Annotated in this window: 10 protein-coding genes; 2 read left to right on the top strand and 8 right to left on the bottom strand. The window is 59.4% G+C overall.

The genetic code is table 11. The features are described 5' to 3' along the window. The 3 genes from EIK79_RS04370 to EIK79_RS04360 all read right to left on the bottom strand — a co-directional run. The coding region (locus EIK79_RS04370) for an elongation factor EF-2 (RefSeq protein ID WP_124953922.1) at window positions 1–2,110 on the bottom strand (2,110 nt) is incomplete at its 3' end. A 105-nt stretch (window positions 2,111–2,215) separates the two neighbouring features. Next, window positions 2,216–3,823, bottom strand: coding sequence for a hypothetical protein (locus EIK79_RS04365; protein WP_124953921.1), 1,608 nt, complete (start codon window positions 3,821–3,823; stop codon window positions 2,216–2,218). Next, a complete protein-coding gene (locus EIK79_RS04360; RefSeq protein ID WP_124953920.1) occupies window positions 3,820–4,587 on the bottom strand; it encodes an ABC transporter ATP-binding protein in 768 nt (255 codons plus the stop codon). The genes EIK79_RS04365 and EIK79_RS04360 overlap by 4 nt, the downstream gene beginning before the upstream one ends. A 207-nt stretch (window positions 4,588–4,794) precedes the next feature. On the opposite strand from EIK79_RS04360, the gene EIK79_RS04355 reads away from it, so the two are divergent. Further along, entirely contained in the window at window positions 4,795–5,685 is an 891-nt protein-coding gene (locus EIK79_RS04355) for a DUF5781 family protein (protein ID WP_124953919.1), read from the top strand. A 33-nt stretch (window positions 5,686–5,718) separates the two neighbouring features. Here EIK79_RS04355 and EIK79_RS04350 read toward each other — a convergent pair whose 3' ends face one another. Together EIK79_RS04350 and EIK79_RS04345 are read right to left on the bottom strand one after the other, a co-directional pair. Beyond that, window positions 5,719–6,333: a 30S ribosomal protein S7 gene (locus EIK79_RS04350; RefSeq protein WP_124953918.1), complete on the bottom strand. Its 615-nt coding sequence runs from the start codon at window positions 6,331–6,333 to the stop codon at window positions 5,719–5,721. A 1-nt stretch (window position 6,334) separates the two neighbouring features. Beyond that, window positions 6,335–6,763: a 30S ribosomal protein S12 gene (locus EIK79_RS04345; RefSeq protein WP_124953917.1), complete on the bottom strand. Its 429-nt coding sequence runs from the start codon at window positions 6,761–6,763 to the stop codon at window positions 6,335–6,337. A 122-nt stretch (window positions 6,764–6,885) separates the two neighbouring features. Here EIK79_RS04345 and EIK79_RS04340 point away from each other — a divergent pair, with 122 nt between their 5' ends. Further along, a complete protein-coding gene (locus EIK79_RS04340) occupies window positions 6,886–7,155 on the top strand; it encodes a hypothetical protein (protein WP_124953916.1) in 270 nt (89 codons plus the stop codon). 42 nt (window positions 7,156–7,197) lie between these two features. Here EIK79_RS04340 and rpoA2 read toward each other — a convergent pair whose 3' ends face one another. Genes rpoA2 through rpoB form a run of 3 tightly spaced genes read right to left on the bottom strand, consistent with a single transcriptional unit; the run spans window position 7,198 to window position 13,153 of the window. After that, window positions 7,198–8,391, bottom strand: coding sequence for a DNA-directed RNA polymerase subunit A'' (rpoA2, locus tag EIK79_RS04335; RefSeq protein ID WP_124953915.1), 1,194 nt, complete (start codon window positions 8,389–8,391; stop codon window positions 7,198–7,200). Continuing rightward, on the bottom strand, window positions 8,391–11,327 hold the full coding sequence (locus EIK79_RS04330) for a DNA-directed RNA polymerase subunit A' (RefSeq protein WP_185715502.1): 2,937 nt from the start codon (window positions 11,325–11,327) through the stop codon (window positions 8,391–8,393). The genes rpoA2 and EIK79_RS04330 overlap by 1 nt, the downstream gene beginning before the upstream one ends. Then, entirely contained in the window at window positions 11,327–13,153 is a 1,827-nt protein-coding gene (gene rpoB / locus EIK79_RS04325) for a DNA-directed RNA polymerase subunit B (RefSeq protein WP_124953914.1), read from the bottom strand. Before rpoB ends, EIK79_RS04330 begins: the two co-directional genes overlap by 1 nt. Window positions 13,154–13,160: the final 7 nt, after the last annotated feature.

Here is a 13,160-nt window from a genome sequence, read left to right as displayed (position 1 = left end):
TGTCGGCCATCACTTGGAAGCCCGCGTTTTCGGTGTTCCACGACGCGCGGCCTTCCGTCGCTGAGCGGATGTCGCTCGCAAAGCCGATCATCTCGTCCACCGGAGCGACGCCTTCAACGACCATCAGATCGCCTTCTTGGTACATGTCGTCGACGCGACCCCGGCGGCCCTGAATCTCACCGGAGGCAGCTCCCATGTGTTCGTTGGGTACGTCGATCCGTACGTCTTGGATCGGTTCGAGCAGCGAGATCCGGGCGTCGATAAGCGCGTTGTGCGCCGCCTCACGCACCGCTGGGATCACTTGCGCAGGTCCGCGGTGGATCGCGTCCTCGTGGAGCCTGGCGTCTTTGAGACGGATGAGCGAGCCCTGAACCGGCTCGGCGGCAAGCGGCCCGTCGTTGAGTGCCTCTTCGATCCCCTCGATGACGAGTTCCATCGTTTCGTTCAGGTGTTGGATCCCTTTCGTGTCGTCGATGAGAATGTTCGAGCTGTGGATGTGTTCGACGTTCTGGGCGGTGTCTTTGTCCATGCCGGCCTCCATGAGAGCCTCTCGCCGCTCCAACTCCGGCATGTCGTTGGTCGCCTCGCCGCGTTTCAACAGCTCAATGAGATCTTCCGAGAGCGGCTCAACACCGATGTAAAACCGGTTGTGGCGGTTCGGAGAGATGCCCTCTACGACCTCGCTGTCCTCGCGTGGTGCTTCCCGGAAGACGACGATCGGCTCACCGGTCGTGACTGGAATACCCTGTTCGCGCTCGATACGCTGAGTGATGACTTCGAGGTGGAGCTCGCCCTGTCCGCTGATGAGGTGCTCGCCGGTGTCCTCGTTGATCTCGATTTTGATCGTGGGATCCTCTTTGGACACCTGCCGGAGCGTCTCGATGAGTTTCGGCAGGTCGTCCATGTGCTGTGCCTCGACGGATTTCGTGATGACCGGCTCGGAGATGTGTTCGATCGACTCGAACGGCGTCATCTCGACGCTGGATGCGGTCGAGCCAGCGATCGCGTCGCGCATCCCGGTGACGCTTGCGATGTTCCCGGCGGGAACGCGTTCGACTTCCTCGCGTTCGCCGCCCATGAAGATCCCGACCGACTGAATGCGGTTCGTACCAGCAGTCCCCGACACGTACAGATCCTGTCCGCGTTCGAGCGTCCCGGAGAACACCCGTCCCGTGGCGATCTCTCCGGCGTGGGGGTCCATACCGATGTCGGTGACCATGAACACGACATCGCCATCCTTGTCGACTTCCTGCATCATCGTCGCGAGCTCGCTCTCGCTGTCGCCCCGCCACACCGTTGGAATGCGCTCGGGCTGGGCTTCGACCGGGTTCGGGAAGTGTTCTGCGACCATGTCCAACACCACGTCCGACAGCGGCGACTGCTCTTTGAGTTCGGCAATGCCCTCTTCGCCACGTCGGTTGTAGTCGATGATGTCACCGAAGTCGATGCCGGTCGCCTGCATCGAGGGCAGAGAGACAGCCCAGTTGTACAGCGCCGATCCGAAGGCGACGGTGCCGTCCTCAACGCTGACCCGCCAGTTCTCCTCCTCGTATTTTTCTTCTGCCATCCCGCGGATGAGTTCGTTGACATCCCGGATGACACCCTGAAGGCGCTGTTGCATCTCTTCAGGTCCTTCCTGTAGCTCGTTGATGAGACGGTCGACCTTGTTGATGAACAGCGCCGGCTTGACGCCCTCCCGGAGCGCCTGGCGCAACACGGTTTCAGTCTGGGGCATCGTCCCCTCAACGGCGTCAACAACCACGAGCGCACCGTCGACAGCGCGCATCGCACGCGTCACGTCGCCACCGAAGTCGACGTGGCCCGGCGTGTCGATGAGGTTGATGAGGTGGTTCGTTTCCTCCCACTCGTGGGTCATCGACACGTTCGCCGCGTCGATGGTGATCCCACGTTCCTGTTCGTCTTCCTCGGTGTCCATCGCTAACTGCTCGCCAGCGAGATCCTCCGAGATCATTCCCGCACCTGCCAACAAATTATCAGTTAGAGTCGTCTTTCCGTGATCGATGTGGGCGGCAATCGCAATGTTCCGGATGTTCTCCGGCCTGTCCATCAGCCGCTCACACTCCTGTACGATCTTCTTACGTCGGCCCATTACCGCGCTATATCAGAAGCGCAGTGAAAAGCATAGTGTTTCCGATGGCCGCTGAGAACCGGATATGTACTGCGACGATAACACTGGCGGTGGTTCGCCGTCCAATCACTCAAGGGTGTACGTCCGATAGCGTCGGATTGCGTACCGATACGACCCGTAGGGAACGAGTGCTGTCAATAGAAGATACACGCCGACACCGGCAGCGATGAGGAGGCTGAGACTTCCCGCTCCAGTGAGTACGACCCACGTGAGTATCAGGCCGATCACCGTCCCGCCAGCGACGACCCAAAAGTACACCATCATGATGCCGGTTGATGGGACCACCGTCTCCGTGCCCCAGTATTCTTGTTCCTCGTAGATCGGGTACACAGCTCCGATGCCGACCGCGAACATCGCCGCAGTGAGACACATCCCACAACCGACGACCGCAAAGCCGACGGCGAAGAGCGCGGGCGTACCGGCGACGATCGACCCCAGCGGTATGAGGAAGGCGATCGGCGCTCCGATCGCCAGCCCGGCGATCACTCGGCTCCACACCAGCGTTCGTGGTCCCGCCTCAGTGAGCAACAACAACGGGAACGCGGGTCGATCGTCACCGAGCGGGTTCAAGCCGAACGCCGCGCCGGCGAGATACGTTCCGACCACGACGCCGATAGCGGCGACGATCGGGCCGACGTTCCCATCTACCTGAACGATCGGCGCGACTGCCGGTCCGAGCATGACCAGCATTATCATGAGATGGGCGAATTCTTGGGGCTGGCGGACGGCCCTGACCAGATGGCCCCACGCGATGGCTCCGGCGCTCGTTGAGCCGAACGGTTGCGGTGCCTCGAATCCACCAACAGAACGTTCGGTCCGCTGTGGTTGCTCGGGTGCCGGGTCGTCAGTGAACCAGAACGTCGTCGCCTGTCTCGTCGCCACGGCAAGTCCGACAGGCGTGAGTGCCACCAGTCCCCCGAGAACCCCGATCGCACCGATCGATGGGGAGTGAAACAGCTCGGTGCCGACGAACGCGAGTTCGACGTACGACTGCAGTGGTTCGAACGCGAGCGTTTCGAGCAGTCCTGCTATCGAGAACGTCCTGTCAGCGATGGCGGTCCCGATGTACTGTGAGCCGACTATGATGGGCAACAGCGCGAGTGCCCACCCGATCTTCAGGAGTTGCTTGAGTCCGGGCAGCCAGCGAAACAGCCGCAACATTCCGATTCCTCCTGCGTATCCCCAGACAGTTGCCCAGCAGAACAACGGGAGGAGAACGAGACCAGCGGTCACGGGAAGCGTTGGCGCTCCGATCCCCAACGCGAACGCGGTGGCGATTAGCCCGATCGGAACGCCGAACCAGAGCATTGACTGAACGACCTCTGCGCCGATCACTCCGAGAACGACCGCTCGCGGGTGGACAGTCAGTAAGACGAGCTCCTCGCTGTCGATGGTACCGATCTGTTGACTCGTCCGAAATATCGAAAGCACTACCATGGAGACAGGTGCCACGGTTGCGATTCCACCAAGATACGGGATCGACTGCACGGTGCCAGTCGCCTGTCCGAGGGCGTACACCGCTGGGAGAGCAAAGAGGAGTCCGCTTCCGTAGAACAGCCCGACCATGAGAAGTCCGATCACTCGCCGTCTGTCCCCGGTGGCCCCTCGCAGCTCTCGGATGACTTCTGCACGGGCGATACGGATGGCGTGATGCACGTCTCTTCGTCCGGTCATCGGTCGGTGGCCGCCTCCTTGCTGGTGACGGCGAGGAACGCGTCTTCGAGCGTTCCGTCCTCGCCTGTTTCAGCCAGTGATGTCACGCCTTCCGGCGTTCCCTCGGTAACCAATCGGCCGTCGAACAGCACGCCGACCGCGTCAGCGACCGCCTCCACAACCGGAAGAATATGCGTCGACAGGAAGACGGCTGTTCCCGCGTCAGCAAGCTCGGTGATTGACTCCCGAATGCGCCGGGCTGCCCGCGGATCGAGGCCGGAAGTCGGTTCGTCCAACAACAGCACGTCCGGATCGTGTAGCACGCTCTGAATGAAGGCAGTTTTCTGTTTCATCCCCTTGGAGTAGGTGCTGATGCGTTTGTCGGCGTCATCAGCGAGATCGAACCGATCGAGATACTGCTCGATCCGCTCAGTCGCACTCCCTGCTGGAATGTCCCGCAGTTCCGCGACGTATTCCAACTGCTCGCGGGCACTGAACGCTTCATACACTGGTGGCGTCTCGGGGAGATAACCCACAAGTGACGCGATCGCGCGCCGATCGTCAACGGCAGTCCCACAGATCCGGACCGTTCCGCTGGTCGGTTGTGTCAGGCCGGTCAACAGCCGCATCGTGGTCGTCTTGCCAGCGCCGTTCGGTCCGAGAAACCCATACACTGTTCCAGTCTCAATGGAAAACGATACCGTATCGAGAGCGGTTTCCGTCCCGTACGTTTTTTGGAGGTCGTTCGCCTCGATGGCGACGGCATCCGCGTTCGTGGAGACCATTGTCGTTTTGTGAATCTTTTTTGTCCTCCCTAACTGTTATGCATATGAGATTCTGTTTGTATTATTTTCAATGAATGATGACTCTCTCGATGATTACTCGGTTATCCACGTACGTACCGAACATAACACACGTTCGCCCACGAATTTTTCAGATCACTCATTGGCGACACAAGAATCATACCCGTTCGAGCCGTGGTATGCATACGCATGGAGGTACACGTGCAGGGTGGTGGTCCAGCGGATCCGTTTTTGAGCGCGCGTGATGTGTTCGAGACGGAGTACGATCTCAACAAACGGGTCTTCGTCCGTGTTCGGTCCGATCCAGACGAACGGACGTGGACAGCTCACTACGACGATCATCACCTCCTCAATATGTCACACAAAACGGCGCGTTCGACAATGGCGCGCGAACTGGCGTTACACGAGTTCTCTCACATGCACCGTAACGAACAGCAGCATCCCTCTCACACCCAATCCACGGCTGAAGCGATCTACCTCGCGCTTGCCGGACAGTCCGTTGAGCGCCGGACACTTGCCCACTGCTACCAGATCGCAAATCATATGAAAGACATTTACGCCGATGACATCACGCTCGATGTCACTCCATCGAACAAGCTAGTTACGTTCCTCGAATCCGGGTTAGCGGGTGCAATCATAAACCAGTCGACAACTGCTCCGGTCGTCTGGTCACGGCTTGCTCGAAAAGCCGAGCGGAGGTCGGGTAGCAACCAGAACGCGAAGCGTTCTGGTGACATTACCAGAATCCGGGATTCTGGTCAGCAGCCAGAACCAGCCAGTTCTGGCGACATCACCGAAACTCAGGGAGTTTCGGTTAGCAACCAGAACGCGAAGCGTTCTGGTGACATCACCGCTGTGAACGCGGCGTTTGCGCTCGCGTTGTGTGAACGCCATGGTCTGGTTGGGACGGACCACCGGCTGTATGATCTCGCTCACGCAGCCGCTAACGACGCCCCAAACATCGATCTCGACGCGTTCAAATCACGGTTTCGGACGCTCACCACCGACCCTGACGAAGCCGAATACCGGAACGCACTCGTAGACGTAACGCGGGCGTACACGGCCAGCACGAACGGATGAGTGCTCCGACGGCTCGAAACTCGAAGCCAACAGTTATCGTGCTGCTGCGGCGACGCGCTCTTTCTCTTCTTTCTGGTTGATGGCGTAGGTTTGCACGTCGTAGTTGGACGCTCCGATCAACTGCTCGGCAAGTGCTTGTTCGACCGATGTCGTCGATTTAAACGACGCCTCGTGTGCGCCTTCAGCAAGGAACTTGAGTGCTTGGTCGACCCGGCGCTGCGGAGCGACGTCGACGGCCTGCGGGACGGAGATTCCGCCGTATTTGAGTCGGACCGTCTCCTCGCGCGGAGCAGCGTTTTCGACCGCTGTCACGAGCACTTGTACCGGGTTTTCTTCCGTGCGGTCGTGGACAATGTCGAACGCTTCGCGGACGATCCGCGTCGTCATCCCTTTCTTGCCCGTGTTCTCCTCGGTTCGCATCAGTCGGTTGATGAGCCGCTCGACGACGCTGATCTCGCTTTTCTTGAACTGTTTGGAGGAGTGCCGTCCCATCGTGTGGGCAACCGGCGTGACCGTGATATAGCGCTCGGTCGAGGGATCAGAGTAGGCGATATCGGAGACGCTCCACCGAGCAAACAGTTGTGCGTGGACATCAATCTCGTCGCTTCCCGCCGGCTGATCTGGATCCGGTGTTTCTGAGCCGCTCATATTATCGCACCGGCTTCTCCGCGTTCCCGCGGACGAGTTCGATCAGGCTGACGCCGTTTACCTTTTCGACTTTGTAGTTCACGCCTGAGAGGTCGCCCATTGCGCGACCCTTCGCGCCACCGATACCGGCGATCGTCACTTCGTCGTGCTCATCGATAAAGGAGATCGCGCCATCGCCGGGACAGAACGCAGTCACCTGCTTTCCGTTCTTGATGAGCTGCACCCGGACACATTTCCGGATGGCCGAGTTGGGCTGCTTTGCCTCGACGCCGACCTTCTCGAGCACGATGCCTCGTCCCTGAGGAGCACCCTCTAAGGGATCGGATTTCTCTCCGAGTCCGCGAGCGCGTCGCGCGTATTCCGAGTCGGACCACCGATGATTCTGGCGGTCCTTCTTCAGTTTCCGCGCGGCGTACTTGCCGTTCGCCATAGTACGCCCGTGTACCTGATCGAGCTACTTAAGGCTCCCTTTTCGCTCTCGTTCGAGGAGCGTGTTGGGTCCTGTCGAACCGATCACCACGCTCATTATGCTTGCCCCATTACCGGTAGGGTATGTCAAACGTCTCGCGAGCGGATCAGGTCGACTCTGATGGCTCGATCGGTCACAAGCTCAAGGAATTCTTCGGAAGTATTACTGGGAAAATATTTTCGTTCGTCGTCTTCCTGTTCGTGTTCGGTCGCCTGCTCGACTGGGTAGCCATCAACACAGGACTGATCGAACACTCCACGATGGTCAGTGTCCTCATCGGAATGTCCTATTCGCTTGCGGCTGTCATCGTTCTGGTCGGACTCGTGGTTGGGATCGTCATATCCGTACGGTAAGGGGAGGAACCGCTTCGGTTCCGAACCACGGCGTTCGGACCCCTATTCGTCTGACGCCGTCGACCCCATTCGGAGTGTAACGTCTCCTGTCCCGAGTCTGATCGGCTTTCCGACGATAACGTTCTCGGTCACGCCGTCAAGTTCGTCGGATTCGCCGTGAACAGCGGCATCAAGCAGGTGGTTGACGGTCACTTCGAACGCAGCGCGCGCGAGAACGCTCTCTTTGTTCCCGGAAATGCCGTGTCGGCCGATCGATTCGATCGTTCCTCGGTTGGTCATGATGTCCGCGACCAACATCAGATGTCGAATGTTCACGTCGCCGAGACCCTGTTCTTCGAGGGTGTCCATCGTCTCCTCGATAATGCGCTCACGGGCGGCTTCGACGCCCAGTACGCGGTACACCTCGTGGATGTTGTTGGTCGTCGTTCGGCTCGCGTCGACGCCCTCGATTTCGAGTACTTTCTTGAAGGCCGCGCCTTCGGTGTACAACACGAATTCCTGCCCGTCTCCGTCCTCGCGGTCCTCTTTCCGGATGACGACCCGAGAGATGTCCCCAATTCCTTTGAAGACAATGTCACGAAGCTCCTCAACCAACTGGAGGAGATCACGGTAACTCGGTTCGTCCGGCCCGAATTCGATCATCGTCTCTTGGTGATATGTTTCAACACCAAGTTCGCCTTCGATCGTGTCAGCGATCTCAGTGACGATGATCTCCAAACTCTCGACCGTCGGCCACCGCTCACGGAGGGTCTCTTCGTTGAGATCGATCCGTACCAGCATGTCAGCGACGTTGGTCGACACGTCACCTAACGCGAGAATGCGGGTTGCCTCAACCTTCCACACCACTTCGTGGGCCTTCTCGCGGTTTTCGGCGTGCTCTTCGTCTAAATGCACCGTCATCGTCGGCGTGTCCGGCGTCTTCCGCGCGTCAACCAACTCGATGAGACGTGGCAACCCCTGGGTCACGTCGATCTCTGCAACCCCCGCGTAGTGGAAGGTGTTCATCGTCATCTGCGTCCCCGGCTCCCCGATGGATTGGGCGCTGACGGTGCCCACAGGATCGAGCGGATCGACGCGCGTATCGACGTACTCCCGTTCGACCTGGCGGGCGATCTGATCGGCGTCCTCGATGTCGGTCACGCCTTTCTCGTTGATAACGCTGTACACCTTGTCTTTGAGCCGTCGTGGGAGTTCCGTGTCCTCAACGACGAGTTCGATATCGTCACTCACTGCCATCAGTCATCACCTTGAACCATCGTTGCGTCCATGCGCTCAGAGAGGTTCGTTCGGGTGTCGGTCGCGTCGCGCTCCTCGCCGAGGAACGCGACCCCTTCGTCTTCGAATTCGGCTTCGAGCACTGACTCGGTGATGCCCTCGATGTCGATCTCGTGATCTTTATCAGAGGAGACTTTCACCGGACTGGTGCCGTCCTCTCCAAATTCGAACTGAACGATCGTGTCTTTCGTGTTTCGCACCGTTCCGTCGTATTGGGTCTCCAGCTCTGACAGTGCGTTGATGAGTCGGCGCTGGAGATACCCGGATTTCGACGTTCGAACTGCCGTGTCGACCAACCCTTCACGGCCACTCACGGCGTGGAAGAAGAACTCACGCGGGGAGAGTCCGTTGCGATACGACGACTCCACGAATCCGTGGGCATCGGCACCGAGATCGTCCTCCTGGTAGTGACTCAGCGTGCGGTTCTCATAGCCGCGGTTGATCCGCTCGCCACGAACTGCCTGCTGGCCAACACAGCCAGCCATCTGTGTGAGGTTCAGCATCGAACCACGCGCGCCGGATTGAGCCATCACGACCGCAGGGTTGTCGCTTCCGAAGTGATCACCGACGATGTCACCGGCGGTGTCACGCACTTTTCCAAGTGCCTGCATGATCTTCATTTCGAGGGTTTCGTGAACGGTTCGGCCGGGAAGCGATTCGAGGTCCCCGTTTTCGTACACCTCGATCAGCTCTTCGACGCGGTCATACGCGTTGTCGATGGTTTCTTCGATCTCTGCTTGCGCGTTCCGTGGGATCGACTCGTCGTCGATCCCGATCGAGAACCCAAAGTGCATGATCGCGCGCATCGCAAGCGCGGCCACCTCGTTGACGAACATCCGCGCTCGGGTCGTGCTGTACTGCTTGCAGATCGTGTCAACTACCTCACCACCGAACGCACCGACAGCGTCCTCGTCGACGGTGCCGTCCATGAGTTGGCCGTTCTCGACAACGACTGTATCGCCCGTTGAGCTCGTGAATTCGAGATTGAGCCCGTCCGGAAGCAACTCCGAGAAGAGCGTCCGGCCGGTCCAGTACTCGGTCTCTCCCTCGACGTGATCTGGCTCGGGCAGCTCGTCGACTCGGGTCGCTCGGAGCAGATCGAGCGCTTGGGTCTCGTTGAAGCTGGGATTTTCGTTGGTGAGCAGATACGTCCCTGAGATGTGGTCCTGAATTGCGCCGATGATGTTCTCACCGAACCGAGGACTGAGGATCTGCTCTTGAACGCGCATGAGTACGCGCGCTTCTGCACGTGCCTCCTCGTTTTGGAGGGCGTGCATGTTCATCTCGTCGCCGTCGAAGTCGGCGTTGTACGGCGGGCAGACGGTCGTGTTGAGCCGGAAGGTCTTGTACGGCATCACCACAACCTCGTGGGCCATGATCGACATCCGGTGGAGCGACGGCTGCCGGTTGAAGATCACGATGTCTCCGTCCACGAGATGCCGGTTCACTTCCCAGCCGGCTTGAACCTTCTCTGCAAGCTCCTCACAGTTCTTCTGAGTCACCTTCAGCCGCCGTCCGTCCGGCCGTTTCACGTAGTTTGCGCCTGGATGGCTGTTCGGACCGTTACGGACGTACTGGCGCGCTTCCCCGACGTTGCGCTCTGTGACGTTCATCGTCTGGGTCATCTCGCTTGCGACCCGTCGTGGAACACCGACTTCGTTCAGCGACAGCGTCGGATCGGGGCTGATCACCGTCCGGGCCGAGAAGTTGACTCGTTTGCCCGAGAGGCTCCCACGGAACCGACCTTCCTTGCCTTTCAGCCGCTGTGACAGCGTTTTCAGCGGGCGACCCGAGCGGTGCCGGGCCGGTGGCGTTCCGGAAATCTCGTTGTCCATGAACGTCGTCACGTGGTATTGGAGCAGTTCCCACAGGTCCTCGATGATGAGCTGTGGTGCGCCTGCCTCGCGGTTCTCCATGAACCGCTGGTTGATTCGGATGATATCGACCAGCTTGTGGGTGAGATCGTCCTCCGATCGCTGGCCGTTGTCCAGCGTGATCGACGGTCGAGCTGTCACCGGCGGCACCGGCAACACGGTGAGGATCATCCATTCCGGCCGGGAGTTGTCGGGATCGATCCCCAACACCGAGAGGTCCTCGTCCGGAATGTCCTCAAACCAGTCCCGGATGTCCGAAGCCATCAGCTTGTTCATGTCCTCTTCGGTCAGATCGGCCGACAGCGCTGACTCGATCGATTTGCGATCTTCCGGGCGCGGCCGGAACGTCCCCGAAAGGATCTCGTTGATGCGCGACAGATCGATCCCGGTCTCGTTTGCGAGTTCGTCGGGTGACTTCGGCTCTCGGGACACCGATTCGGGATCCTCATCACCGATGGCTTCGCCTTGCATCGCCGCCGCGATCAACTCGGGATACTCGTTCGTGAGAACGTCCTGTACTTCGTAGTACGTCGTCGGCTTCTCGTGTTTGATGTCGAACTGCTTTTCGCCACAGTGAGGACACTGGTCTTTCTTTCGGGCTTGACGGATCGCCGCTTTCATCACGTCGCTTTGGTCGTCACCCAACTCGATTGTCCGCTGGAGCCGGTCTCTGAATTCGCCCCGCTCTTCTGCGGTCAACAGCAGTTGTGAACACTCTCGACACGTCCCGCGAAGCAGCCGTCGAACCCGCTTCGAAAAGCCGACGTGGATGACCGGAGCCGCGAGCTCAATATGACCGAAGTGGCCGGGACAAGAGCCCGACCGCTGCCCGCACGTCGGACACTCTAACCCCGGATCGATCACGCCCAATCGCGGGTCCATCAACCCCATGTCGATCGGGAATCCGTCGTCATCGTAGGTGTCCGCCGTGATAACCTTCGTTATTGACATATCACGATACGTCTCGGGATCCATCAGTCCAAAATCGATCGAACTGATGTCTTTTGGCGTTTGCATTGACATTATACTGCGTCCTCTAGGTTGAGTCGTGGTCGGATGCCGAGCGCCATCATTTCGTCTAGCAGGAGTTTGAACGCGTAGCTGATCTCCACCTCGTGGATATCGCTTTCGTCGCCGGTGAGCGGGTCGTACACCCGTCGTTGGTTAACGTCGTTGACGGCGACCATTCCGGTGTCTGCGCTCACATACACCTGTTCTCGATCGGATTCATCCAGTAAGCGTTCTTTGAGCGCCATCGCCGCGCCGTGCCCGATGAGCACGTCGCGTTCCATCTCTCCGACGCGGAGTCCTCCCTCCCGAGCGCGTCCTTCGGTCGGTTGGCGGGTGAGCACTTGAACGGGCCCCCGCGAACGAGCGTGGATCTTGTTCGAGACCATGTGATACAGCTTCTGGTAGAAGATAACGCCGACGAAGATCTCCGCGTCGATCTTCTCGCCGGTCACGCCCGAGTACATGATCTCCTTGCCGCTGGATTTGAAGCCGTGGTCGTCGAGTGCCGAGCGGAGCGATTCCTCGCCTTCGCCTTGGAACGGCGTTCCGTCGACGCGCCGCCCTTCGAGCGCGCCGACCTTCCCACCGAGCATCTCAAGAATGTGGCCGACGGTCATCCGTGACGGAAGCGCGTGGGGATTGAGGATCAGGTCCGGAACGACACCGTCCTGCGTGAACGGCATGTCTTCTTGGGGTGCGATGTGCCCGATAACGCCTTTCTGACCGTGCCGGGACGCGAACTTGTCACCGAGTTCGGGAATCCGCTCGTCGCGGACGCTCACTTTCGAGAGCTTTGAGCCGTCTTCACCCTCCATGAGCGTGACAGTGTCGACCACGCCATTCTCTCCTGAGCGCATCGTTACGCTGGTCTCCCGGCGTTTCTGTCGTCCAAGTCCACCCATGTCGTCCGGCTCTTCGAGGAAGCGGGGGGGGCTGGTTTTGCCCAACAGCACGTCGTTTTCTCCAACATCGGTTTCGGGGTTGACCAACCCGTCCTCATCGAGGTGGTTGTAGGCTTCCTCACCGCGTGCGCCACGGACCTCGTCGTCCGGAATCTCGAAGTGGTCTTCCTGTCCACCAGGGTACCGACGTTCCTCTCCCTCGTATGTCCGGAAGAAATGCGACCGCGCGAGCGCACGGTCGACGCTTCCTTTGTTCAAAACGAGCGCGTCCTCGATGTTGAACCCTTCATACGACATCACGGCAACGACGAAGTTCTGAGCGGCTGGACGGTCGTCGTACCCGATCTGTTCTGTGGTCTGAGTGGAGACCATCGACAGCTGGGGATAATGCAACAGGTGTTGGCGCGTATCCGGGCGGATGCGGTAGTTCGCTGATGGCAGCCCCAGCGACTGTTTGATCATCCCCGATCCCATCGTGATACGCGGTGAAGCGTTGTGTTCGGGATAGGGAATCATCCCCGCACCGATTCCGAACATCAGCTGCGGATCGATTTCGAGGTGGGTGTGGTCCTCGGTGAGATCTGACTCGTCGACAGCGACGTAGATGTCTTCTTCTTCTTCAGCGTCGATGAACTCGACTGCGCCGCTGGCGATGAGGTCCTCGAATTCGATCCCTCCGTCTTTGATCGCTTCGATGTCCTCGTCGTCTACCCGTGGCTCGCCGTTCTCAACGACGATGAGCGGCCGCCGCGCGCGTCCTGCGTCAGCGTTGACGATGACTTCACTGGTGCGCTCTTTGACTGCGACGTTCACCATCTCTCCGATATCCCCGCGCCGGCGTGCTTCTCGAATATCGCTTGCGAGCTGCTGGGGCTCGGGATGCGTTCCGACCAAACTACCGTTAACGTACACTTTCGCGTTTTGTCCCTGACTCATTGTTTGC

This window comes from Halocatena pleomorpha, from assembly GCF_003862495.1.
Lineage (GTDB): Archaea > Halobacteriota > Halobacteria > Halobacteriales > Haloarculaceae > Halocatena > Halocatena pleomorpha.
This window is presented reverse-complemented; position numbering and strand designations above follow the sequence as displayed.